Genomic DNA, 23,436 nt, shown 5'->3' with positions numbered 1-23,436 from the left:
GTTTGCGGCAGGATTTGAGACATCAAGTTGCTGGTGATTCTATTTAGCACCGGCTCCTTGGCAGCTCTCGGAAAACTGAAAGCGCGGTCTCAGTCCGCTCTCAGTCCCCGCGGCCAACCTGGACGAGACGTGAGCAGAAACGAGGAGTCCATGACCGAGGATTCGAAGGATCGCCGGGAGCCGGGAGCGCCGGACGCGAGCGCGTTCGGGCCGGGGGAGGCGCACGCCCCCGGTTACGGCCCGCAGACAGCGCAGCATCCCACCGCGCAGTTCCCTCCGCAGCACCATCCGGCCGCGCCGTTCCCCGGGTATCCGGCGTCCTTCGGTCCACCGGCCGACGCCACGCAACCGCACGGCCCCTACGGCGCGCCGCCCGCACCGGCCCGGCGTCCGTTCCGCGCGGGCCTCGCTGCGGGCGCGGTCGCGCTCGCGCTGGTCAGCGGCGGTATCGGCGGTGCGGTCGGTGCGCTGGTCACGCACGGCGACGACGGTCGGGCACCGGTGACCAACGCGCTGGACGCTCCGAAGCCGAACGTGAGCAACGCCGTGAACGCTCCGGCCGGTTCCACCCAGGCGGTCGCGCAGAAGGTGCTGCCCAGCGTCGTGATGATCAAGGTGGCCAGCAGTAAGGCCGAGGGGGAGGGTTCCGGGGTGATCCTGTCCTCCGACGGCCTGATCCTGACCAACAACCACGTCGCCGCGGGCGGCGGGCCCAGCGCCAAGATGGAGGTCGTGTTCTCCGACGGCAGCAGCGCGCCCGCCACGCTGGTCGGCGCCGATCCGGTTTCCGACCTGGCCGTCATCAAGGTATCCGGGAAGACCGGCCTCACTCCCATCGAGCTGGGTGGCTCGGCGAATCTGCAAGTCGGCCAGCCGGTCGTCGCGATCGGGTCGCCGCTCGGCCTTGCGGGCACGGTCACCACGGGCATCGTGTCGGCGCTGAACCGGCCCGTCATGACCACCGGCGACGGAAGCGAGGCGGGCGCCGCGGTCAGCCCGGTGATCGACGCCATCCAGACCGATGCCGCGATCAACCCGGGCAACTCGGGTGGCGCGCTGGTGGACGGCAGCGGCAAGCTGATCGGCATCAACACCGCCATCGCGACGCTCGGGCCCGCCGAGACAGCGGGCGGCCAGACCGGATCGATCGGACTCGGGTTCGCGATCCCCGTCGATCAGGCGCGCCGGGTGGCCGACGAACTGATCAAGACCGGCAAAGCCACCTACGCGCAGATCGGGATCACGGTGTCGCGGCAGCAGGACCCGGCACAGCAGGTTTCCGGCGCGAAGGTTCGCGACGTCACGGCGGACGGCCCCGCCGCGCGCGCGAGCATCCCGCCGGGGGCGGTCGTGACGAAGGTCGACGACCGCCCGATCGATTCCGGGAACGCGCTCGTCGCCGCGGTGCGCTCGCATCAACCGGGAGACAAGGTGAAAGTCACCTACACCGATGATCAAGGCAACAATGCCAAGACCGTCGAGGTGACCCTCTCCGGCGCGCCGGCGGACGGCGGCCGGTGATGCGCGCGGTGCCCGGCGGGCCTGGGCCGATGATCGATGTGGACGCCGACGTTCTCGGTGCGGCCGCCGAGTTGCTGGACGCAGGCGCTACGGTGAGCACCATGGAAATCGATGCTCCTGTGGCGGGGCGTGCTCTGGTGGTGGTCGTGGACGATCGGACGGCGCATGGAGGTGTTGACTCGCTCGGCCCGCTGGTCACCGAGCTGCTCACCGAAGCGGGTTTCCTCGTGGACGCGTCGGTGTCGGTGCAGGCCGACGAGGTCGAGATCCGCAACGCGCTCAATACGGCGGTGATCGGCGGCGTCGATCTGGTGATCTCCGTCGGCGGTACGGGCATGTCCCCGCGCGACGTGACGCCGGAGGCCACCTCGCAGGTGCTCGACCGCGAGTTGCCGGGGATCAGCGAAGCCCTTCGTTCCTCCGGCCGGGTGGCAGGCTCGCTGGACGCGGGCCTCTCCCGCGGTGTGGCAGGCGTGTCCGGAAGCACCTTGGTGGTCAACCTGCCCGGCACCCGTTCCGCCGTTCGCGACGGCATGGCGACGCTCGGCCCGCTCGCCAGCCGGGTGATCGGTGAACTCTCCGGATTGGTCGAGTAATCACCGCCCCCACGCCTTCTGAACACCCTCGCCCGGCGGCTCGCCGGGCGAGGGATGCCGCGCGCTTGGCGAAGGTCTTCGGCGACGCGCTGCCCGACACCACCGCCGACGAGCGCGACGAACGCGACGACGTCCGGTCCGCTGACGACTGGCTGCGCGCCCAGGTCCCCCCACATCACGGCTGAGTCCGTTATCTACGTAGTAGCTACGTAGTCCTTGTCCCGGCTTCGAAACACGCCAGTGATCATTTCTGACCGGAAGTAATCCGGACGAGATCCTTGCGGTCGTGTCCCGTATCCGTACGCTGGCCCTTCTGTGCCGCCATCTCGGTTTTCTCACCTGAACCGGCTGTAGCGAACCGGTATTTATGCACGTCAAGCCATATTCGGATGTGCGCAAGTGTGATGCGGGTCACCTTGAACTTTACGAAACTTTTCGTTGCGGCGGTCGTTACGAACCGTTTAATCTCCCATCGAGCCATTCACAATGGGACCCGCAGTCGTGGGTGCCGGCACGCGTGAAAGCCCACTCGGCGGAACCCGGCTCGGTTCCGTTGCCTCCCTGCCCGTTGCGCCGAAATAACAACCGGTTACACATCGGCAACAAAGGGGCGACACACTGAGCTGGGCCTGAGAGGACCACTGTCCAGCCTCGATGGTCGAGGTTGACTGTTTGAACCTGATGAGGGGAAGTATGAGCGAGAACCGCACCAAAGGTCTGCGCCGCGGTGCCCGCGTCGCGGGCGTAGGCGCTGCCGCGGCTGTTGCCATGGGCCTGCTTTCGACCGGTGCCGCCAATGCCGATACCTTCGTGCCGTTGCCGGACGGCCAGAAGGTAGGGCCGGGCGTGACGATCACCCGGAACGGAGAGCGGGCCCTGATTTCGCCGTCGCTGGCGGCCAACGGCGCAGGCCGGGTGGTCTGGGTGTCGGGCAACGCCGTCGCCGATGTCGCCGAGACGCCGGAAGGCACCGTCGGCCCCAACAACGGTCCGACGGGCAACCCCGGAACCAACAACTCCTCGACGCATGGTTCGTCGCAGTTGAGCACCGGTTACATCGTCGGCTGCCAGGTCAGCATCGCCGACGACGCGATCTCCGCCGGTGTGTCGGGCAGCGTGAACCTCAGCGGCGCGAGCGCCGGTGGTTCGATCGGCGTCAACCTCGGTCCCGGCGAAGTGAAGTTCGTTCAGATCGACTACAAGGACATCCTCAAGGCCGGTGTCTACTCCGTCGAATACCAGGATGCCGAGATCCAGATTCAGGGCTGCGCGGGTTACGCGCAGGCGCGTTCGTACACGGTCGTCGAGATCATCGGCGATCACTACTCGAAGACCACCCTCTACGGGATGCCGTTCAGCATCGGCTGACGTCTGTCGAATCCAACGAACCATCTTCCCGCTGAAGCGGACTCAACCCTCGAGGGATACCAAACCATGATCAACCGTAAGAACCTGGCGCGGATGGCCGGCCTCGGCGCCGCTGCCACCATCGCCATGGGCCTGTTCTCCACCGGTGCGGCGAATGCCGACACCTTCGTTCCGCTGCCGGGCGGGGAGCTGACCAAGACGCTGTCCGATGGCACCGTTGTGACCATCCGTCTGGTCGGCGAATCGGCCAACATCAGCCCGTCCATGGGCGCGACGCCGTTGCACCGCAACGCATGGGTCTCGGGCAGCGCGCAGGTCGAGCTCTCCGGCGCGGCCGGGGGCAAGATCTTCCCGGGTTACACCGTGGGCTGCCAGGTGAATATCGCCGGTGGCGGTGCGACCGGTGGTGTGGACGGCAATGTCGATTGGAGCGACGGCCAGAACGTCACCGGTGGCGTCGGTGCCAACTCCGGCGGCAACCTCTCGCTCGGCCCCGGCCAGGCGAAGTCGTTCTACGTCTTGGACCTGGAGCAGGCCGACGATTTCGGTAACGAGACGCACAAGACCCGTAATGCCTTCAAGGGCACGAGTGGTTCGGTGACGTGGGCTGATGAGACCATCGGTCTCAACGGCTGCGGGGGCTATGCCCAGGCGCGGGCCTTTGTCAGCGTCGAGGTCGAGACCGACAATGTCATCACGTGGGTGACGTTGTGGGGACAGCCTTTCAGCCTCGGCTGAGTGAACGGCGGGTGAAAAGCCCATAGCGACAGATGAAATGGACCCCTCGCAGCGCGGCGGGTCCATTTCGTCATGAATTCGAATGTGCCGCAAGGGCTGCGCGATCCTAGTCGGATCCGTTACTTCGCGAGACGAATTGCCTGAATTTCCGGAAAAGTCTGGTTGATACCGAATAGCATTGTTTCGTCCGAGATCGCTCGATGACGCGATGGGCCGGCGGAACGTCTGGTGGACAACACATTCCACTGCGTGCCGTCGGCTTTGGAGGGACACGTCCCGCCTCGACACCCTGGGGCGGGCGGATGCAACCTGATGAGGAAAAACATGAGCAAGTACCGCATCAACGGTCTGTCTCGAGGCGTCCGCGTCGCGGGCGCCGCCGCCGTGGCGGCCGTAGCTACCGGTCTGTTGTCGACCGGCGCTGCCAATGCCGATACCTTCGTGCCGTTGCCGGACGGTCACAAGGCAGGACCTGGCGTGAACATCGCTCGCACCGGTGAGCGCGCCCTGATCTCCCCATCCCTTGCCGCGAACGGTGCCGGCCGTGTCGTGTGGGTTTCGGGGAACGCCATCGCCGATGTAGCCGTCACCCCCGAAGGAACGATCGGGCCGAACAACGGTCCGACCGGGAATCCGGGAACGAATAATTCGTCCACTCACGGTGCCTCGCAGTTGAGCACCGGTTACGTCGTCGGCTGCCAGGTCAGCATCGCCGACGACGCGATCTCCGCCGGTGTGTCGGGCAGCGTGAATCTCAGCGGCGCGAGCGCCGGTGGTTCGATCGGCGTCAACCTCGGTCCCGGCGAGGTCAAGTTCGTTCAGATCGATTACAAGGACATCCTGAAGCCGGGTGTGTACTCGGTGGAGTATCAGGATGCCGAGATCCAGATCCAGGGCTGCGCGGGTTACGCGCAGGCGCGTTCGTACACGGTCGTCGAGATCATCGGCGATCACTACTCGAAGACCACCCTCTACGGGATGCCGTTCAGCATCGGCTGACGCGGGTCGGATCCATCAATCTCTTTTCGCTGAAGCGAACTCGAATCTTTAGGGGAATCACCGTCATGTTCGATCGTAAAATGTCGGCACGCGCGGCCGGGCTGTGCGCGTCCGCGGCCATCGCGGTAGGCCTGCTCTCCACGGGTGCGGCGAATGCCGACACCTTCGTTCCGCTGCCGGGTGGGGAGCTGACCAAGACGTTGTCCGATGGCACCGTTGTGACCATCCGTCTGGTCGGCGAATCGGCCAACATCAGTCCGTCCATGGGCGCGACGCCGTTGCACCGCAACGCGTGGGTGTCCGGTAGCGCGCAAGTGGACCTGTCGGGTACGGCCGGGGGCAAGATATTTCCGGGTTACACCGTGGGCTGCCAGGTGAATATCGCTGGTGGCGGTGCCACCGGTGGTGTGGATGGCAATCTGGACTGGAGCGACGGCCAGAATGTCACCGGTGGCGTGGGTGCCAACTCCGGTGGCAACTTGTCGTTGGGTCCGGGTCAGGCGAAGTCGTTCTATGTGCTCGATTTGGAGCAGGCCGACGATTTCGGTAACGAGACGCACAAGACCCGTAATGCCTTCAAGGGCACGAGTGGTTCGGTGACGTGGGCTGATGAGACCATCGGCTTGAACGGCTGCGGGGGCTATGCCCAGGCGCGGGCCTTTGTGAGCGTCGAGGTCGAGACCGACAATGTCATCACGTGGGTGACGTTGTGGGGTCAGCCCTTCAGCCTCGGCTGAGCGCGGGATACTCACGCGAACGGGCCCGTCGCCGACGGGCCCGTTTCGCATGCGGCACAGTCGAACTCAGAATTCGTGCCGCCCGCCCGAGCTGGTCTGGCCCTCGGCGAGCAGGTCGCGGATCTGGATCAGCACCTCCGAATCGGTGAGTGTGGTGTCGTCGGGCCGGAAGCGCTTCTTCAATCGCGCGGCGGGCAGCACCAGCACGAAGAACAGCACCGCGGCGATGATCAGGAAATTGATCACGGCCGTGATGATGGGACCGACCTGGACAAAGGTCGCCGGCTTGTCGGCCACCAATCGGAAACCCAGGCCGATATCGCCGGGCCCGCCGATGACGGCGAGCAGCGGATTGATGATTCCGTTGCTGATCGCGGTGATGATCGCGACGAACGCCGTACCGATGACCACGGCGACCGCCAGGTCGATCACATTCCCGCGGAACAGAAAATCTCTGAACTCTTTGAGCATGGCCGGTGTCTCCTCTTTTCCGTGGAGCTGGGCAGTCCTGCTCGGCGGTACCCGCGCGCCGGTAGGCCCGATGCTAATGAGCCATCGGCGAATATTCGGCGAAGCATGATCGGCGGGTCAGTGAAAGACGACGGTGAGTGCGGTGCGCAGGGACGCGCCCGCGACGGCGGTGGCGTGCTCGGCGTCCATCGCGACCAAGACCACGCGTTCGGCGGCTCCCCTCCCCGCGCCGGCGCCTGAGACGAGCACTACGGCGGCATCGGTGGCGAGCGTGCGGGCGGGACGGGCGCCGGGCCCACCCGCGTCTTCGGCGCCGATCACGTCGACGCGATCGCCCGCGCGCAAGATGTCGGCGACCGCCGTATCGGCGAGGCGGACGGGCACGATCCGCGCCTCGCGGGAACCGGCCGCCGCCGCGGCCAAGCGCGGGCCGACGACGCGCAGGTCGGTGAATACCTCGCCTCGGCGCATGGCGCCGGTCAGCGTCGCGCCGACGAGCGCGCCGGGATCGGTGACCGCGCCCGCCGGTAGCGTGCCCGCCTCGCGCGGGACGGCGCGCAGGTCATCTGCCTCGAGAAGTCGTCCTGGCGCGAGGTCCCGGCCCGCGACGAGCACCGTGGTGCGTTCGGCGCCGGGATCACCACGAAGGAAGAGGAACGCCGCGAGCGCGGCGAGAACGGCGGCCAGCGATCGTCGGGCGAGGACGGCGTCGGCCCAGGGCGGGCGCTGCCACCCGGAGACATTCCAGCCGCGGCCGAGATCGGCGAGTGCGCGAGTCATGGCCGGATCCTATGGCCGGACGTGCGCTCGCCCGGCCAGGATCAAGGTGGGCTGTGGATAGGTGACCGGCTGTGGAAAACCGTCGAATCAGCTGGCTACGGCCGTGCTGGTGGACGCGGTCGACCCGCTCGACGAGCCGGAGTCGGAAGAAGTGGAAGACGAACTCGAGCTGCTGTCGGACTTGGCGGGCTCGCTGGCGGTGGAGGAGCCACCGCGGCTGTCGGTGCGGTAGAAGCCGCTGCCCTTGAAGACGATGCCGACCGAGTTGAACAGCTTGCGCAGCTTCCCGGAGCACTCCGAGCACACGGTCAGCGCTTCGTCCGTGAACGACTGAACGATGTCGAAGCGGTTGTCACACTGGGTGCACGCATACGAGTAAGTAGGCACAGGATCCTCCGCGGTGTTCGTCGATCTGGCACTCTACAGCCGACAGTGCCAACACCGCCAATCGGTGTTTCATTCCCCAGGGTAATCGTCGCCCAGCCGGCGCAGGCCACCGCGCGGCGTGAGCGCCCAGCCCATGCGCAGGTCGTGCGGTTCCTCCGGCAATCGGTCGACCAGTTCGTCGTCCCGGACCACCGCGACCAGGCGCGCGTCCGGCCGTGCGGCGGGTAGCGTGCGGTCGTAGTAACCGGCGCCGCGGCCGAGCCGCACGCCGCGCAGGTCCACGGCGAGAGCGGGGACGAGGATCAGTTCGGCGCGGGTGACGGTCTCCGGCGGCAGCACGGCGCCGGTGGGTTCCAGCAATCCGTAGCGGGCGCGGCGCATGGCGCTCGCTCCGGTGTATTCGGCCCAGCTCAGCGGTCCCGGCGGCCCGGTGACCGGCAGCAGTACCCGCGCACCACCGGCCAGCAGCGCGTCCAGCATCGCGGTCGATCCCGGTTCGCCCGCCACCGGTACATACGCGCAGACCCACCCGCGAGCGCTGACCGCTTCGACCGCTGCGGCCAGGGCGAACGCTTCCTTTTCGCGTTCCGTGGCAGGTATCACAGCTCGGCGGGCGAGGAGTTCGGTGCGCCATGCATGTTTGTCGCGCTCGCCGGGCATCTTCACAGTGATCACCATAGGCTCACCCCGGGACCGGTCGGCGCGACGCCGATCCGGCGGCGTGATGGATGGATAGGGTATGCGTATGACAGCAAAGGCCGGACAGCCCGGTGACGCCGCAGTGGTGTCGTGCTTCCGCACGGCCGTGGTGCCCGCTGCCGGGCTCGGAACGCGGTTCCTGCCCGCGACCAAGACGGTGCCCAAGGAACTTCTTCCTGTGGTGGACACACCCGGCATCGAGTTGGTCGCCGCCGAGGCGGCCGGTTCCGGCGCGGAGCGGCTGGTGATCGTCACGTCTCCGGGCAAGGACGGCGTCGTCGCGCACTTCGTCGAGGACCTGGTGCTGGAGAGCACGCTGGAGGAGCGCGGCAAGTTCAAGCTGCTGGAGAAGGTCCGCAAAGCGCCGGGACTGCTCGATGTCACCTCGGTGGTGCAGGAGGAGCCGCTCGGGCTCGGGCACGCCGTGGCCCAGGCCGAGCGGGCCCTCGACGCCGACGAGGACGTCATCGCCGTCCTGCTGCCCGACGACCTCGTGCTGCCCCGCGGCGTGCTGGATGTGATGTGCCGGGTGCGCCGCAAGCGCGGTGGAACGGTGCTGTGCGCCATCGACGTCCCCAAGGACGAGGTCAGCGCCTACGGTGTCTTCGACGTCGCGCCCGTGCCCGACGCGGTGAACCCGAATGTGCTGCGCGTCAAGGGCATGGTGGAGAAGCCCGCGCTCGCCGACGCGCCGTCGACGTTCGCCGCCGCGGGCCGGTACCTGCTCGATCGCGCGATCTTCGACGCGCTGCGCCGCATCGAGCCCGGCGCCGGCGGCGAACTGCAACTCACCGACGCCATCGCACTGTTGATCGCCGAGGGGCATCCGGTTCATGTGGTGGTGCACCGTGGGTCGCGCCACGATTTGGGCAACCCGGGCGGTTATCTTCGTGCTGCGGTCGATTTCGCACTGGAACGAGAGGAATACGGCCCCGCTCTGCGGGAGTGGCTGCAGCACCGCCTCGGTCCGGACTGGGATCCGCAGCTGACGACCGACGACTGACGGACCCGGCCGGGGGTTTCGCCGAGAGTGGACCGTCGGGTACGAATGATGGTCACCGCGGTGCGCGCGAATGCGCTTGCGCCGCGGCGGGATCGCGCGTGCGGGCGAGATCGGATGGAGTGCGGAGAGGATCAGGAAGGGCTGGATGCGCTCGGTTGAGGATCAGCAGATCAAGGTGACCGCCGCGGCGGTCGCGCCCCGGCCGGTCCGGGTCGCGATCTCCGAGGCCCAGGGCCTGCTGTGTGCCGAGGACGTCGTCACCGAACGGCCGTTGCCGGGCTTCGACCAGGCGGCCATCGACGGTTATGCCGTGCGCAGTGTGGACGTGGCCTCCGCGGGGGCCGACATTCGGGATGAAGAAGGCGAACTCGTCGACCTGACCCTTCCGGTGGTCGGCGAGGTGGTCGCCGGTTCACGTCAGCCGATCCGCTTGCAGCCTCGCCAGACCGTCCGGGTGGACACCGGCGCGCCGATGCCGACGCTCGCCGACGCCGTGCTCCCGCTGGATTTCACCGATGGCGGGCGGGCCAGGATCAAGGTGTACGAGCCGGTGCGCTCCGGCGACTACGTGCGGCGGATCGGTGACGACGTCCAGCCGGGCGATGTGGCGGTGCGTGCGGGAACCATCATCGGCGCAGCGCAGGTCGGGCTGCTCGCCGCGGTCGGTCAAGACAAAGTGCTGGTGCACCCGCGTCCGCGACTATCGGTGCTCTCCGTGGGCGGCGAGCTGATCGATATCGACCGCACCCCGGGCCCCGGCCAGGTCTACGACGTGAACTCCTACGCGCTGGCCGCGGCCGCGCGGGATGCGGGCGCGGACGTCAACCGTGTGGGCATCGTGAGTTCCGATCCGCGCAGGCTGCGCGACGTGGTCGAGGGGCAGCTGGTGCGCTCCGAGGTGGTCGTCATCGCGGGCGCGGTCGGCGGCTGGGCTTCCGAACAGGTCCGAGAGGCGCTGGAAGGCCTCGGCGAGCTCGAAATCACCCGCGTGGCCATGCATCCCGGCTCGGTGCAGGGCTTCGGGCGGCTCGGCCGCGACGAGGTGCCGACGTTCCTGCTGCCCTCCAACCCGGTGGGTGCGCTGGTGGTGTTCGAGGTGATGGTGCGGCCTTTGATCCGAATCGCGTTGGGGCGCAGGCATCCCATGCGCCGGATCATCAGCGCGCGAACCATCACGCCGATCAGTTCCATGGAGGGGCGCAAGGGGTACCTGCGCGCGCAGCTCATGCGAGACGAAGCCACCGGCGAATACCTCGTGCAGCCGCTCGGCAACGGGAACTCGTCCTCGCACCTGCTCGCCACGCTCGCCGAAGCGAACAGCCTGATCGTGATAGACCCGGACGACACCGACATCCGCACCGGTGACGAAGTCCAGGTCGCCTTTCTCGCACAGCGCGGCTGAGACGTGGAAGCTATGAACGTTTTCCGGGCCACGCAGCATCCGGGTTGGCCCGCGCGACTCGGCCCGGTTCGGGTGGCGGCGGGGCAGGTGACCTTGCGTCCGGTGCGGCTGCGCGACGCGGCGGCCTGGAGCCGGATCCGGTTGCGGGACAGAGCGCATCTCGAGCCGTGGGAGCCCACCGGCCGCGGGGCGTGGGAGGCGCGCAACCACGCCTCCAACTGGCCGTCGCTGTGGTCGAGCCTGAAGGCGGAGGCCAGGCGCGGCGCGATGATCCCGTTGGTGATCGAAGTCGACGGCGCGTTCGGCGGGCAGCTGACCGTTGGCAATATCGTGCGCGGCGCACTGCGCTCGGCCTGGATCGGCTATTGGGTGGCCAAGGATCTCAGTGGGCAAGGCGTCGCGACGGCGGCGCTGGCGCTCGGTCTCGACCACTGCTTCGGGCCGGTCGGCCTGCATCGGGTGGAGGCGACCGTTCGACCCGAGAATCTGGCCAGCCAGGCGGTGTTGCGCAATGTCGGTTTCCGGGAAGAGGGGCTGCTGCGGCGCTACCTCGACGTGGACGGCGCCTGGCGGGATCACCTGCTGGTCGGCATGACCGTCGAGGAACTCGCCGGAACGGTCCTGGACCGGCTGGTGCGAGAGGGGCGCGTCACCCTGCTGTAGAACCGGCCACCGGATCGCGGTGACATTGGTGGGAATGTGACAGGTGTGGCGGATGTGCACGGCGCGCCTGCCGGAACTTGGTGCTACCCGGAATTAGCCTACGGACGTCGATGGTGCGTCTTGTGCCATCGGCAGTGAGCCTGCGAGGGGATCGGCGTCCGCGCCGTCGCGTCGGACGGGGGCCGGCCGAGCGCGGGGCGTGTGACGCGCCGCTGGCGGGCCGAGCCGGAGGAAATCCAGGCGGGACGGAGGTGTTGACGCGATGCCGAATTCGATCCTGTGGATCGGTCTGGTCGTGCTCTGGGTCTTCGTCCTGTTCCCGATCCTCGCCGACCGTCACCCCAGAATCCGCCGGACCACCGACGCCGCGCTGGCAACCAGGGTCCTGCACCGCGGCGGCGGCAAACGGCGTCTCAAGAAAGGCCCGGCCGCCGGGCACGAAACCGATCCGAACTGGCGGCCCCGTGGGCGACACGATGGACGCCGCGTACCGAGAGAGTATCCCCACAGCGATGATGCGGAGGACCGGATGACGACACCGGCCGACGAGCCCGTCACCGAGACCGACGAGGAGAACACACCCGCGGCCGACGACGCCGTGGCATCCGACATCGCTGCCGCCGAAACGGACGACATCGAGATCGACGACTTCGCCTCCGCCACACCGGAGGAGGACGAAGCGGAGGACCGCGAGACGCGTTACGACGAGCCGGACGACGACGAAGCCGCCGAAGTCGCTGCGAAGATCGACGCGGGGACCGATGATGACCGCGTGGGCGCACACCACCCCGAGCCGGTCGCGGCCAGAATCCCGCCTGCGCGCTCCACCGCGCCCGCCATCGTGGACTACGACGAGTACGACGACTACGACGACGCGGGCCCGGACGAGCCGGATTTCGTCCCCAGCCGCCGTGGTCGTGGCGGCTACGATCCCGAGGCCGACGCCATCGCCCGCGCGGCCCGCTACACCTTCCGGCAGCGCGCCGTGCTCGGCCTGCTGCTCACCGCCATCCTCTTCGGCGCCCTCGCGTTCGTGTTCACCCCCATGCTGTGGTGGGGTTGCGGACTCGCCCTCACGGTGTTGGCGACCTATCTGGCCTACCTTCGCAAGCAGGTGCGGATGGAGGAGGAGATCCGCCGTAACCGGGCGGCCCGCCTCAACCGCGGCCACCAAGACGAAGCCGATCCACGCGCGCGCCGGGGCCGCGCCGGGCGCGGCACCATGGACCGCGACACCGCCCGCGCGATCCGTCGCCGCTCCACCCTGATCGAGCCCGACGACGAAGACCCCATGTTCGCCCACCTCGACCCCTTCGACCCGGCCACCGCCCGCGCCCTGCGCACCCGCACCAGCGGCGACATCCGCCGCGCGGCGGGCGCGTAGTGCATCGCATTTCCGCAGGTCAGGATACCGATTCGGAGTCTAGGGGGCTGGCCTGATACAGTGTCACAGCGCGGTTCCCCGGAACCGCACGGGGCTATAGCGCAGTTGGTAGCGCGTCTCGTTCGCATCGAGAAGGTCAGGGGTTCGATTCCCCTTAGCTCCACTGAATGGCGAAGCCGCAGGTCATTGGCCTGTGGCTTCGCTGTTTTTTGACATTGTGCGAACACCCTGCGGCGGTTCAGTCATCGGCCGTCCTCCACACGGATCAGTGGTGGATCACCGCACCGAGCCGCGGCAGGACGAGTCGTTTCCAACTGCGCTCCACGGAATTCAGGTCGCTGGCCTGGCGGCGGGTATCACTGCGGGCCATCGAGACGGTCGCTCAGTCGCTTCCGACGCGCGTGGGAGATTGCGAGATTCTCAGTACTCGTTCAACGGAGCAGAGGGGGGAAAGGTGACCGGTAGAGCCGCCAAGGACCGGTGGAAGGGGCCAGGCCGCCAGGTCGGTGCGTCGGCCGGTATGGCCAGCTGGATCTCGGGCAGCGCATCGAGAAGCTGATCGATGGCGTTTTGAGCGAGCAGGTAGGCCACCGACTGCGCGGGGCAGGCATGTGGGCCGATGCCCCACGCCAGATGCGAGCGATTGCCTGTGTGAGTCTCGGTCCGGATCTTGGGGTCGTTGTTGCAGCCGGCCATGCTGATGAGGATCGGCTGGTGCGCGGGCAGCCAGACGTCGTCGATGAGGATCGGCTGACGGGGGTAGGTGGTGAGGAGGTTCGCCAGCGGCGGGTTCTTGAACAAGACTTCGTCCAAGGCGTCTCGGGTGGACAGGTTCCCGCCGACGACACTTCCGCCGAAGCGTTCGTCGGTAAGGATCAGCAGCAGGGTGTTGCCGATCAGGTTCTGTTGCAGTTCGATCCCGGCGCCGTAGACGCTGTTCAGTTGGTGGATCATCTCCAGTTCATCGAGTTCGGCCGGATGCCGCAGTAGTAGCGAGGTGATGTCGTTGCCAGGATGGGTCCGTTTGAGGGCCAGCAGTTCCAGCAGCGCCTCGATGATCATCTTGTTGCCGTCCTCGGCATCGATCCCCTCGAACATCGCGGCCATGCCCGCGGCGACCCGCTGTCCGATTTCCGGCGGGCAGCCCAGCAGAGCATCGGTGACCGCGAATGCGAGCGGCAACGCGTACTGACTGATCAGATCAGCTGTACCGGCCTGGCAAAAGGTGTTGATCAGCGGGAGGGCGATCTTCTCCACCGTGGCATCGAGAGCGTACAGATCCACCGCGTTGATACTCGTGGTGATTGCCTGCCGGTAGCGCTGTAGGGCCGCTCCGTCGCTTCGACTCCCGGTGGGGCGCCACTCCATAAGCGGCAGGACGGGGCAGTCGGCCGGGATGTTCTGCTGCCAGGTGCGCGGATCGACAGGGAAGTGCTCGGGATCGTTGAGGATCCGCAGCGCGGTGTCATACCCGACCACCAACGTGGCCGGCACGCCCGGCGCCAACTCAACCGGAGCCAAAGAGCCGTATTGTGCTCGCATTTCGTCGTAAACACGGTGCGGATCCGCGGCGAATTCCGACGAGTACAGCGACACCCTCGGACCTTCGGTAGCCATCGGCGAGCCGTGGACGACTGGACAGGCCGGGGTTTCCAGTCGGGACCGTGGCGTACTCAAGAATGGTGCTCCAGATGTTCGTGTGTGCTGTTTTGGGGACGCGGTCTTCGGTGCATCCCTGTTTCGGTCGCCGAACCATTGCTGCAACTTCGAGAAGCGTACTTTCCAAGGGGATTTCGTGCCACTCGTTCCGCGCCGCATCGGCAGCAGCCGATGCGAGGTATCGTGCGTCGAATGCGGTTGGTGAAGGTCTGATGGGTCGATGGCGTGCTTTCTTGCCGCCTACGACCTGGCCCGCGGCGCGCCCCTGGCACACGACCGCTCACATTCGCCGAGTACCTACCGGTGTGATTCGAATAGCCGGCCCTGCGACCGTCAGCAGGTTCGGGTTGTGCAGCATTAGGCCCACCAAAGGCGAGTGCTCGGGTAGAGCACTCGCCTTTTTGTTTCTGTGTGGCGTCTGGCCGGGCTCGTGTCCACCACCGAGCGGCAGCGGTGTTGTGCCGATCCCGGCGATGCTGCGCGAACCAGCAGGACCTACGCGGCGATGGTGGTGACGCGGAGGTGCGCCGCGATATCGGTGGGGGAGCCGGTGTAGTGGAGGGTGCGTAGGCCGAGGCTTGCGGCGGCTTGGCAGTTGTCGGCGCGGTCGTCGACGAACAGGACGCGGCTGGGGTCGCGAACTCCGGTCGCGGCGAGGGCGTTTCGGTAGGTGTCGGGGTGGGGTTTGTTCATGCCGAGGCGGGCCGAGTAGAGGGCGTCGGTCATCAGGGTGCGCCAGTCGGAGGCGTCGAGGGCATCGCCGACCGGGTGGGGTGCGTTGGAGAGCAGCACCATCGGGAGATCTGCCCGGCGGGCATGGTGGAGGAGGGCTACGACGCGGTCGTCGGTCCGGGTCCACAGCGCGGTGTCGACGGCGCGCAACTGGGTGAGCAGTTCCGGGTCCGGGCGATGGCCGAGCACGGTGGTCCAGAAGTCCGCGTCATCGAAGTCGCCGGAATCGTAGGGTTCGCGGGCGCTCCAGAAGACATTTTGGAAGAGCTCGAGCTGGTCTGCGTGCCATCCGGCGAGTTCGGCGAGCTCGCTCCACATGGGAACAGTGGGCTGCAGGCCGATGACGCCGTTGTAGTCGAAGATGACCGCGTCGAGTTCCACGGACTGGTGCGGTAGTGCAGTAATCACCGGTGCTCCAAGGCTTGATGGGACGGACGGCCACGCCTGCGAGGACAGGGTGGCAGGCATGAGGGGATGCCGTGGGTATGACGATTCCTGCCTCCTTCCATGACGGAAGAGGCGTGCGAACTGTGGATCGAAGGAAGGTTCCGCGAGTCAAAGGCTGGAGGTGGTGCGCGACGCTGCGCGAACAAGCCGAAACCTACCAAGGGGTACGTCGGGGTACCACTCGAGACGGGCCTTGGTGATCCGCTCCACAAAGTGCCGTCCGCAGGTCTCACCGGCGTCGGAATCGAGATCACTCACCGAGGTCGGACGACAGTCTGCGCACGAATAACGTTCGGCGCTTGTCGTTCTCGGAGATGCGCAGTGCGTCGGGAGCCGCCGTCGGGCCCCATGGGCGGCAGGTCGAAACGCGATCGAACCGGGGCGGCTCGCTGACCGTCGGTCGAACGATGGATACCGGAACAACGTTGTGAGCTGCGACGATTCGTGCCGGAGTCGCCCCGGAGCGGGTGCCGTGTCGATTCGGGATGGAGGTGCTCGGGATGGCCGACGGGCAGGGGGCTGGGGACCTGGTTCCGGCAGGGCGGCGGGCGGCGGCTTGGGGGGTGGATTTCGGTCTCGTGCTGGGGTTGGCGGTGTTGTTGGGAGCGGTGACGCACTATCGGATCGCCGATTACCTTTCGGGCTGGGCGGATCTCGCTGGGACCGGCGTGTGGGATGTGATTCAGTCGAATGGGAACTGGGGTGGGGCAGGCAAGACGTTCGGTATGGAAGTCGTGCATACGGTGCTCGTCTTCATCATCGAAGCATTCGGCGCGTTGATCGCGGCGACGTTCGCTTATCAGTTCGCTGGATTGGCTTGGCAAGGACGGACTTTGGGCAAAGCCCTGCTCGATCTCCGAGTGGGGTCGGTGCGCGGCGGCGAGGACCGACTGGGGCGGGGGCAGGCGGCGCGGCGCGCTTTCGTGGGCACGATGACCGACGTCGGGCTGTACTCGTGCGCGTGCATCGCGCTATTGGCGGGCCGGTTCCTTCTGTCCTTCGTGCTGTGGCTGATCGCGATCGTGGTCTTGGTGATCAACGCGGTGTGCGTCTTCGGTTCGAGTCGCCGCTCCCTGGTCGATCGCGTCGCGGGAACTGTTGTCGTGCAGGCCGGACTGTTGCGGAAGTCATTGGAAACAGCCAGGGATCACGTGGTTGTGCAGCGCGGAATTCAGGGCGCGCAGGAGGGGATCGAGCACATCCAAACGGCGACACGGCAGATAGCGCAGCTTGCCACCCCCGAGCAGATGCGTCAGCTGCGCGATTCCGAACGGGCCGCGCAACTGCGCGAACTCGGGCAAGACGTCGGTCGTCGGACCGCGGAGTCGGCTCGGCGGGCGGTCAGATCGGAACGTGGTCAGCAGGCGCAGCGTGTGGCCAAGCGGGCTGGTGCGGGGCTGCGGGGAGCATACGAGCGGCGTCGTGGCACTGGGAACCGTGAGGGATGACGATGGATTACTTATCCGAGGACGATTACTCCGCCACGATCGGCGCCGACCGCCTCACCGTTATGTTGCGCAAGGCGGAAGGGGCCGCGAAAAGCTTGCGGGCGAGCAACTGCGCGCCGGAGATCTGGAAGCTGCGCGAGTGGAATCCGGTCAACCCGTCGGCCGTGTTCACCGGATGGAAGCTGCGGACCTATCGTGGCAACGATTGGGAGGACGGTGGCGGGCGGTATCGCCACATCGTCAGCGAGTTGATCGTCAGTTTGCTCGACGAATCCGGTGCGGTCTACCGGGGTGTAGTGGAGCAGCGCAAATACACCGCGGATCTACCTGCCGCTTCCGCACGCAGCTGGGAATTCACGGTGTGGAACGAAGGCATGCTGACCTCGTGCAACAGAGTCGAGTCCGTCGATCAGGTGGTGGCGATGGAACGGGGTCATCGCGGGTATGACCCGGTCGCGCCCGGCGGCTTCTGCGACTCGATCAGCGCCGACTTGGACCAGTTGGTGACCCGCCGCCCGCCGCGCGAACGACCTTCCGCCGTGAGTCGGCCGAGGGAAGCGCCCAAGAAGGCGCGCTCATGGTCGAGGTGGTTCTTATACCGGGCAGCCCGCTCGCGTAGGCGAAGGCGCCGAGGAATCCCGCGCCTGCCTGCCCTCTCAGGCGGTGGCGGTTCGCAGTGCGAACCATCCCGTGCCGGGGTCGGCGTAGCCGTGGTACATCAGGCGCACTCGCTGATCGACTTCGAAGAGGCGATAGACCGCGAGCATGGCGCGGGCGGTCGCTTCCTGCTGGAAGTCGTCGATGCGGCGGTACCCGATCGGGTGCTCGGGCAGCAGCTCCAGGCGGGTGAGTTCGGTGGGATCGGTGACTTCCAGGCCCATCGGTGCGGCGTCGGTGATGTGGTGGTCGTGCAGGATGTCGTGGATCCGGTGCGGGTCGGGGCGGCCGGAGCGGAATCGGTGGACTTCGGCGCGCAGCGCTGGACCGGCGGGCTCGCTCTCGACCACGTCGATCAGTTCGGGATCGACGCTCGGTGTTCCGGTGTCCTCGGCGATCGGGGTTTGTTCGAGCAGGTGCAGCATGTTGCCGCCGGGAATCAGTGGCTCCGGGGCGAGGAACAGGGTGACCGTCGGGCAGACGCAGCCCTGGCCGAGCAGACAGACACGCATGTGGAACGAATCGGGCATGCGGCCCTCCTCCATCGGGACGGGCCGTGAGTAGACGGCCCTTTGCTGGATCGGGACTTCGTGGTGTGCCGATCGCGGAATCGCCCTGGCGCTTCTACGGTCGACCGTGCCGCAGTTCCCCAGTCTAGGAGCCGGGCACCGCCCGCGCATCGGCATCTTCCGCCTCGGTTCACGGAAGATGGAGGCAGGAAAAGCGGGCGCAGGGTGATGATCAGCCGGGCAGACGGCAGAGTCCGAGGGTCTTGATGCGCAGGGCTCCGAGGCTGATCTTGTCGCGATATCGGACGCGGCGGTGAAGCGGGGACGTGGCGGGCGCAACCGCCGCTCAGCTGATCCGTATCTCGACCGGCGGAGCCGCTACGTGCGGATAGTCGGTGGTCACGTCGACCCGCACTCGACCCGGGCCGGTGGGCAGGGCGGCGAAGACGGTCGCGGCCGGCTGATTCCGAGCGGTCTTGTCGCTGACGGGCACGGCCACCGTGCCTGCCGCGCCGGTGTCGAGGTTGCGCCAATTGGCGAACGCCGTGAAGGTGCACGGCATGCCCATCGGCGTGTCGCTGACGAAGCTGATGCCGAAACGGGCCGCCCCGGGCATTCCGGCGGGCGAGGAGACGCCCGCTCGGCCTTCGCCGTAGCAGGTGTCGCCGAAGGTGCGGATGACTCCGATGTTCACGAATGCGGGTTCGTCCGCGGTCGCGGGACCCGCCGACGCCGCGAACCCGCCGACGCACAGCGCCGCGATCAGGGCGCTTCGTCCGACCAACTGCCTGTTTCGCACTGCCGATCACGCTCCTTCTTCGTCGAATCGAGCACTCTCGGACGGTCATTGTGCCCCGTTCGTCGGCGTTCGCGGTTCGATCGCGCGGCACGGCGTCGCGTGTCGACCCGGCACGCGAGCGGCGCACGCACGCATAGCATCGGATTGTGGAGCGAGGATCGTTGCTGAAGGCTCGGGCCGGCGGGAAACTGCACGGCGGCAATCACGGGATCGCGCCGGAAGAGGTGGTGGCCGCGCAGCGGGCCCGCATGCTGGTGGCGATGATCGAAGCGGCCGCGGACAAGGGCTACGCGGCGGCGACGGTGGCGGACGTGCTGAAGCGGGCCAAGGTGTCCAGGATGACCTTCTACCAGCACTTCGCGAACAAGGAGGCGTGCTTCCTCGCCGCCTACGACATGGCCGTGGAGATCGTGATGACCAGGATCACGGGCGCGCTCGCCGCTGACGGCACGCCGCTCGAGCGGATCGATCGGGCACTCGACGCCTACTTCTCCACCCTCGCGCAAGAACCACAGGTGGCGAAGGTCTTCCTGGTGGAGGTGTACGCGGCGGGAAGGCCGGTGCTGGAGCGGCGGTTGGCGACCCAGGCGGCTTTGGTGGACGGTTTCGCCGAGGCGCTCGGCGCGACGCGCCCGCATCAGCAGCTGGCGGGCGAGGCGGTGATCGGCGCGGTCGTCTCGCTGGCGACCAACCGCGTCGTCGCAGGGGACTTCGCCGCGCTGGCCGGGTTGCGCGAGCCGCTGATGTCGTCGCTGATCAGGAATCTGGTGTGCGGCCGGACAGTCGTCCGGCGACCGCGGGCAGCCGATCCAGCATCGCCACGGTGAAATCGGCCAGCAGCGCGATCAGCCCGTCGCGGTCGACGTCGAGTCCCCCGTCCAGCCATACGAGAACCAGTTCGGCCGCGCCGCCGGTGATCAGCTGGGAAGTCGCGGCGATCGCGGTGTCCTGCCCTTCGGGCAGCTCGAGCACCAGGCGGGTCTGCTCGATGATGACGTCGGCGACCTGGCGCATGCCCGCGAACCGGCTGCGCATGAGCGCCTCGTCGCCGTAGGTCTGGGCGAACGCCACTTTCGCGCGTCGCGGATCGTCGGTGAGTTCGACGATGAGGGCCGCCACTCCGGCGCGGATCCGGTCGGCGGGCGTGCCCGTGGTCTCGGCGACGGCGGCCTTCGCCCGGTCCAGCGCCGCCTGCTGGATCTCCACCAGCACCCCGGAGGCCAGCGCATCGCGGTCGGCGAACGCCTCGTAGAAGAAGCGCGGGCCGACCTTGGCCTGTTCGCACACCCCGCGCACGGTCAACGCCGACAGTCCCTGTGTGCCGATGATGTCGAGGGCGGCGTCGAGCAACCGCCTGCGCCGGTCCTCGCGGCGCTCGGCCGTGGAGGCTCCGCGGTAGGTGCCGCTGACGGTACGGGTCACCCCGCCAGCTTGGCACAGCCAAAATTGGGAAACAACCGTTTACGGAAACGATGGTTTCCTCTATCGTCGGACTATCGCAGTGTCGCGAAGGGAAGACGGTCATGAGTCTGCTTGTGCCCCAGTCGTTCGATGAGATCTCCGGCACGATCCGCCAGGCGCGGACCACCTGGGCGTGGCACGCGCAGCGCGCGGCCGCGCGAGCGGTCGCGCATTACCCGGCGCAGGTGCGGCCGCTGGCCGATCCGCCGCCGGGCAGCGGACTGAAACCGGTGCTCGGTGACTTCGGGCTCCCCGGCATCGGATACACCTTGCACGCGTTGGCCGACCCGATCCAATTCGCGCGGAAGCGTTTCGACCGCTTCGGCCCGGTGCAGTGGTTCGGCATGCTCGGTCGGCGCATGGTCACCTTCGGCAGTCCGGAGGGCTACGAGGCGGTGATGCTGGACCGCGACAAGGTGTTGTCGGCGCAGCGCGGCTGGGAGTGGCTGATCGGCCCGTTCTTCCGCGGGGGTCTGCTACTGCGCGATTTCGACGACCACCTCTTCCATCGGCGCGTGATGCAGCAGGCCTTCACGCGGCCGCGGTTGATCGGGTACCTCGACCTGACCACGCCTCGGATCACCCGCGGCATCGCGCAGTGGGAGCCCGCCGACGATTTCCCGGTCTACCGGTCGATCAAGAAACTGCTGCTCCAGCAGGCCACCGAAGTCTTCGCGGGCGCCGAATCCGGCGCGGGCTCGGCACGATTGGAGCGCGCCTTCGAGGACGCGGTGCGCGGCGGGGCCGCCTTGATCCGGGCGAACGTGCCGGGCGGTGTGTGGGCCCGCGGCGTGCGCGGCCGCCGGGTGCTCGAGGAGCACTTCCGCCGCGAGTTGCCCGCGAAGCGCGCGGGCGGCGGCAGCGATCTGTTCAGCGTGCTGTGCCGGGCCCGCACCGCCGACGGCGATACCTTCACCGACGCCGAGGTGATCGAGCACATGATCTTCGTGATGATGGCGGCCCACGACACCAGCACCATCGCCGCGTCCATGCTGGTCTACGAACTCGGCAGGCACCCCGAATGGCAGGAGCGGCTGCGCGCCGAATCCGTCGCGCTGGGCAAGCCGGCGCTGGACTACGACGATCTCGAACGCCTGCCCTCGCTCGATCTCGCGTTCAAGGAAGCGCTGCGGGTCTACTCGCCGGTGGCCCAGCAGGTCCGCGAAACCATCGCCGACGCCGACATCCTCGGCTACTACCTGCCGAAGGGGACGTTCATCCTCTGTGGCACGTACGGGCTGATGCGCAACGAGGAGTACTGGCACGATCCCGATACCTTCGACCCGGAACGTTTCGCCGAGCACCGTCGTGAGGACAGATCGCACCGCTTCGCCTGGGCGCCTTTCGGTGGCGGGGCGCACAAGTGCATCGGCCTCTACTTCGGCGGCATGACCGTGAAAGCCGTAGTGCATCAAATGCTGTTGCGGTATCGCTGGAGCGTGCCGGACGGCTACCAGCTGCCCCTGGTCGCCGGAACCGGACCGGTGCCCGCCGATGGTTTGCCCATCCGGCTGGAGCGGATCGTCCGATGAGGATCATCGCCGACCGAATCGTCTGCGCGGGGCACGGCATGTGCGAAGCGCTGGCGCCGGATCTGTTCCGGGTGGGCGCGGACGGGATCGTCGTGCCGCCCGACACCGTCACGAGCGATCGGGAGCTGCTCGAGCTCGTCGTCGACAGCTGCCCGGTCGCGGCGCTGCGGCTGAGCTGAGGTCTCCCGGCTCGTTTCGCGTCCTCGGCGCTGGGTACCGCGAACTGCGATATTCGAGCCCATCGACGCGAGAGGACCACATCTCATGGCGACCTGCGATACGTGCGGAAACGAGTACGACAAGACGTTCACCATCACCCGCGACGGCCAGTCCGCCACCTTCGACAGCTTCGAATGCGCGATCACCGCCATGGCCCCGACCTGCACGCACTGTTCCTGCCGGATCGTCGGGCACGGTGTGGAGGCGCGTGGAGACTACTTCTGCTGCGCGCATTGCGCCCACGAAGCGGGTCATCCGGCCCTGGTCGATCACGTCTGAACCCGCTGCCGAGCGGCGATGCGCGACCGATCACCCGCGCGGCGCGTGGCTTCGCCGCACCTCGAGCCCCGCGACCCGCGCCGCTTCGGCCAGCACCGCTTCGAGCATCGCCGGAGTGAGTCGTCCGGTGAAGGTGTTCTGCTGGCTGACGTGGTAGCAGCCGAACAAGTGCAGCGGACCGCGGCCCTCCTCGGCGGCGGCCAGTTCGACGTGCGCGCCGTGGCCGAATCTCGGTCGCGGGCGCGGCACGGCCCAGCCCGCTTCGGCCAGCACCGGAAGCAGTGCCTGCCAGCCGAACGCGCCGAGCACCACCACCGAGCGGACGGTGGGCGTCAGCAGTCGCAGTTCGGTCGCCAGCCAGTGTCCGCAGCGATCTCGCTCCTCCGGCGTCGGCTTGTTGTCCGGCGGTGCGCAGTGCACGGGAGCGGTGACCCGCACGCCGTGCAGCCGCAGGCCGTCGTCGACGCTGACCGCGGTCGGCTGGTTGGCCAGACCGACCGCGTGCAGCGCCGCGAAGAGCACGTCGCCGCTGCGGTCGCCGGTGAACATGCGGCCGGTCCGGTTGCCGCCGTGCGCCGCGGGCGCGAGTCCGACGAGCAGCATCCGCGCGTCCGCCGGACCGAAGCCGGGCACGGGACGGCCCCAATACGTCTGGTCGCGGAAGGCGGCGCGTTTCTGTCGCGCGACGAGCTCGCGCCAGGCGACCAGACGCGGGCAGGCGAAGCAGTCGGCGACCGCCGCGTCGAGTTCGGCGATGGTCCGGCACACGTCAGCACCGGCCGTACGAGGCGGTGGCGTAGACCGCCCATACCGTGCGGCGCCCGAGGGCGTGGCAGCGTCGGTCGGAGATCGGTGTCTCGTGCATCAGAACTCCCTTCGGTGGTCCCAGGGGAGGGACGAACCGGGCGATCGTGCCCACGGTGCGCCGACGCGACCGGCCGGTGCC

General features: G+C 67.7%; 26 protein-coding genes and 1 tRNA gene. 16 read left to right on the top strand and 11 right to left on the bottom strand.

Annotation, left to right across the window (positions count from 1 at the left end; translation table 11 throughout):
- The first annotated feature begins 150 nt into the window (after positions 1–150).
- The 6 genes from ACIHAX_RS17900 to ACIHAX_RS17875 all read left to right on the top strand — a co-directional run bounded on the left by ACIHAX_RS17900 (position 151) and on the right by ACIHAX_RS17875 (position 5,959).
- The gene (locus ACIHAX_RS17900) at positions 151–1,521 is read left to right on the top strand and encodes a trypsin-like peptidase domain-containing protein (protein ID WP_355074616.1); all 1,371 of its coding nucleotides are present in this window, start codon (positions 151–153) and stop codon (positions 1,519–1,521) included.
- Positions 1,522–1,550: 29 nt separating this feature from the next.
- Positions 1,551–2,117, top strand: a complete 567-nt coding sequence (locus ACIHAX_RS17895; RefSeq protein ID WP_355074614.1) for a MogA/MoaB family molybdenum cofactor biosynthesis protein — start codon at positions 1,551–1,553, stop codon at positions 2,115–2,117.
- A gap of 693 nt (positions 2,118–2,810) precedes the next feature.
- Positions 2,811–3,485: an MspA family porin gene (locus tag ACIHAX_RS17890; protein WP_355074612.1), complete on the top strand. Its 675-nt coding sequence runs from the start codon at positions 2,811–2,813 to the stop codon at positions 3,483–3,485.
- Positions 3,486–3,551: 66 nt separating this feature from the next.
- The gene (locus tag ACIHAX_RS17885; RefSeq protein WP_364428815.1) at positions 3,552–4,223 is read left to right on the top strand and encodes an MspA family porin; all 672 of its coding nucleotides are present in this window, start codon (positions 3,552–3,554) and stop codon (positions 4,221–4,223) included.
- A gap of 324 nt (positions 4,224–4,547) precedes the next feature.
- Complete coding sequence (locus tag ACIHAX_RS17880; RefSeq protein ID WP_355074608.1) at positions 4,548–5,222, top strand: MspA family porin; 675 nt, start codon at positions 4,548–4,550, stop codon at positions 5,220–5,222.
- A 65-nt stretch (positions 5,223–5,287) separates the two neighbouring features.
- The gene (locus ACIHAX_RS17875) at positions 5,288–5,959 is read left to right on the top strand and encodes an MspA family porin (RefSeq protein ID WP_356963840.1); all 672 of its coding nucleotides are present in this window, start codon (positions 5,288–5,290) and stop codon (positions 5,957–5,959) included.
- Between the two features lie 66 nt (positions 5,960–6,025).
- On the opposite strand, the gene mscL is transcribed toward ACIHAX_RS17875, so the two are convergent.
- The 4 genes from mscL to ACIHAX_RS17855 form a co-directional block, all read right to left on the bottom strand.
- Positions 6,026–6,430, bottom strand: a complete 405-nt coding sequence (gene mscL, locus ACIHAX_RS17870) for a large conductance mechanosensitive channel protein MscL (RefSeq protein ID WP_355074604.1) — start codon at positions 6,428–6,430, stop codon at positions 6,026–6,028.
- A 117-nt stretch (positions 6,431–6,547) separates the two neighbouring features.
- Positions 6,548–7,210, bottom strand: a complete 663-nt coding sequence (locus ACIHAX_RS17865; RefSeq protein WP_355074602.1) for an SAF domain-containing protein — start codon at positions 7,208–7,210, stop codon at positions 6,548–6,550.
- Between the two features lie 87 nt (positions 7,211–7,297).
- Positions 7,298–7,597, bottom strand: a complete 300-nt coding sequence (locus tag ACIHAX_RS17860; protein ID WP_355074600.1) for an FmdB family zinc ribbon protein — start codon at positions 7,595–7,597, stop codon at positions 7,298–7,300.
- A gap of 69 nt (positions 7,598–7,666) precedes the next feature.
- A complete protein-coding gene (locus ACIHAX_RS17855) occupies positions 7,667–8,275 on the bottom strand; it encodes a 5-formyltetrahydrofolate cyclo-ligase (RefSeq protein ID WP_364428823.1) in 609 nt (202 codons plus the stop codon).
- A 67-nt stretch (positions 8,276–8,342) separates the two neighbouring features.
- Between ACIHAX_RS17855 and ACIHAX_RS17850 the strand changes: the two genes are divergently transcribed.
- The 5 genes from ACIHAX_RS17850 (at position 8,343) to ACIHAX_RS17830 (ending at position 12,911) form a co-directional block, all read left to right on the top strand.
- Positions 8,343–9,299: a UTP--glucose-1-phosphate uridylyltransferase gene (locus ACIHAX_RS17850; protein ID WP_355074597.1), complete on the top strand. Its 957-nt coding sequence runs from the start codon at positions 8,343–8,345 to the stop codon at positions 9,297–9,299.
- A 145-nt stretch (positions 9,300–9,444) separates the two neighbouring features.
- Positions 9,445–10,701 carry a gephyrin-like molybdotransferase Glp gene (gene glp / locus ACIHAX_RS17845; RefSeq protein WP_356963844.1) on the top strand — a complete coding sequence of 419 codons (1,257 nt, stop codon included), beginning with the start codon at positions 9,445–9,447 and terminating at the stop codon, positions 10,699–10,701.
- Between the two features lie 12 nt (positions 10,702–10,713).
- A complete protein-coding gene (locus tag ACIHAX_RS17840; RefSeq protein ID WP_355074593.1) occupies positions 10,714–11,364 on the top strand; it encodes a GNAT family protein in 651 nt (216 codons plus the stop codon).
- Positions 11,365–11,626: 262 nt separating this feature from the next.
- On the top strand, positions 11,627–12,748 hold the full coding sequence (glpR, locus tag ACIHAX_RS17835) for a gephyrin-like molybdotransferase receptor GlpR (RefSeq protein ID WP_364428829.1): 1,122 nt from the start codon (positions 11,627–11,629) through the stop codon (positions 12,746–12,748).
- A 90-nt stretch (positions 12,749–12,838) separates the two neighbouring features.
- Positions 12,839–12,911: transfer RNA gene (locus ACIHAX_RS17830), tRNA-Ala, on the top strand.
- A gap of 257 nt (positions 12,912–13,168) precedes the next feature.
- Here the strand turns inward: ACIHAX_RS17830 and ACIHAX_RS17825 are convergent.
- A complete protein-coding gene (locus ACIHAX_RS17825) occupies positions 13,169–14,365 on the bottom strand; it encodes a cytochrome P450 (RefSeq protein WP_364429111.1) in 1,197 nt (398 codons plus the stop codon).
- A gap of 537 nt (positions 14,366–14,902) precedes the next feature.
- Entirely contained in the window at positions 14,903–15,547 is a 645-nt protein-coding gene (locus tag ACIHAX_RS17820) for an HAD family hydrolase (protein ID WP_397278540.1), read from the bottom strand.
- Between the two features lie 539 nt (positions 15,548–16,086).
- On the opposite strand from ACIHAX_RS17820, the gene ACIHAX_RS17815 reads away from it, so the two are divergent.
- Positions 16,087–17,034 carry an RDD family protein gene (locus tag ACIHAX_RS17815; protein ID WP_397278538.1) on the top strand — a complete coding sequence of 316 codons (948 nt, stop codon included), beginning with the start codon at positions 16,087–16,089 and terminating at the stop codon, positions 17,032–17,034.
- A gap of 25 nt (positions 17,035–17,059) precedes the next feature.
- Here the strand turns inward: ACIHAX_RS17815 and ACIHAX_RS17810 are convergent, their stop codons facing one another.
- The 3 genes from ACIHAX_RS17810 to ACIHAX_RS17800 all read right to left on the bottom strand — a co-directional run bounded on the left by ACIHAX_RS17810 (position 17,060) and on the right by ACIHAX_RS17800 (position 18,999).
- Complete coding sequence (locus tag ACIHAX_RS17810; protein WP_397278536.1) at positions 17,060–17,206, bottom strand: hypothetical protein; 147 nt, start codon at positions 17,204–17,206, stop codon at positions 17,060–17,062.
- Between the two features lie 484 nt (positions 17,207–17,690).
- Positions 17,691–18,221 carry a hypothetical protein gene (locus tag ACIHAX_RS17805; protein ID WP_355074585.1) on the bottom strand — a complete coding sequence of 177 codons (531 nt, stop codon included), beginning with the start codon at positions 18,219–18,221 and terminating at the stop codon, positions 17,691–17,693.
- A 325-nt stretch (positions 18,222–18,546) separates the two neighbouring features.
- The gene (locus tag ACIHAX_RS17800; protein ID WP_355074583.1) at positions 18,547–18,999 is read right to left on the bottom strand and encodes a hypothetical protein; all 453 of its coding nucleotides are present in this window, start codon (positions 18,997–18,999) and stop codon (positions 18,547–18,549) included.
- 146 nt (positions 19,000–19,145) lie between these two features.
- On the opposite strand from ACIHAX_RS17800, the gene ACIHAX_RS17795 reads away from it, so the two are divergent.
- On the top strand, positions 19,146–19,826 hold the full coding sequence (locus ACIHAX_RS17795; RefSeq protein ID WP_397278533.1) for a TetR/AcrR family transcriptional regulator: 681 nt from the start codon (positions 19,146–19,148) through the stop codon (positions 19,824–19,826).
- Here the strand turns inward: ACIHAX_RS17795 and ACIHAX_RS17790 are convergent.
- Positions 19,756–20,421, bottom strand: a complete 666-nt coding sequence (locus ACIHAX_RS17790) for a TetR/AcrR family transcriptional regulator (protein ID WP_397278531.1) — start codon at positions 20,419–20,421, stop codon at positions 19,756–19,758. The two genes, ACIHAX_RS17795 and ACIHAX_RS17790, sit on opposite strands and share 71 nt — an antisense overlap.
- A 101-nt stretch (positions 20,422–20,522) precedes the next feature.
- Here ACIHAX_RS17790 and ACIHAX_RS17785 point away from each other — a divergent pair, with 101 nt between their 5' ends.
- The 3 genes from ACIHAX_RS17785 (at position 20,523) to ACIHAX_RS17775 (ending at position 22,490) form a co-directional block, all read left to right on the top strand.
- The gene (locus tag ACIHAX_RS17785) at positions 20,523–21,992 is read left to right on the top strand and encodes a cytochrome P450 (RefSeq protein WP_397278529.1); all 1,470 of its coding nucleotides are present in this window, start codon (positions 20,523–20,525) and stop codon (positions 21,990–21,992) included.
- Entirely contained in the window at positions 21,989–22,171 is a 183-nt protein-coding gene (locus ACIHAX_RS17780; protein WP_355074575.1) for a ferredoxin, read from the top strand. The genes ACIHAX_RS17785 and ACIHAX_RS17780 overlap by 4 nt, the downstream gene beginning before the upstream one ends.
- An 85-nt stretch (positions 22,172–22,256) precedes the next feature.
- Complete coding sequence (locus ACIHAX_RS17775) at positions 22,257–22,490, top strand: hypothetical protein (protein WP_039801014.1); 234 nt, start codon at positions 22,257–22,259, stop codon at positions 22,488–22,490.
- Positions 22,491–22,520: 30 nt separating this feature from the next.
- Here ACIHAX_RS17775 and ACIHAX_RS17770 read toward each other — a convergent pair whose 3' ends face one another.
- Complete coding sequence (locus ACIHAX_RS17770) at positions 22,521–23,258, bottom strand: uracil-DNA glycosylase (RefSeq protein WP_364428854.1); 738 nt, start codon at positions 23,256–23,258, stop codon at positions 22,521–22,523.
- Between the last annotated feature and the right edge of the window lie 178 nt (positions 23,259–23,436).

It is taken from the genome of Nocardia sp. NPDC051929 (assembly GCF_044548645.1).
Classification (GTDB): Bacteria; Actinomycetota; Actinomycetes; order Mycobacteriales; family Mycobacteriaceae; genus Nocardia; species Nocardia sichangensis.
The sequence above is the reverse complement of the archived record's forward strand: the minus strand, read 5'-3'. Positions and strand labels throughout refer to the sequence as shown.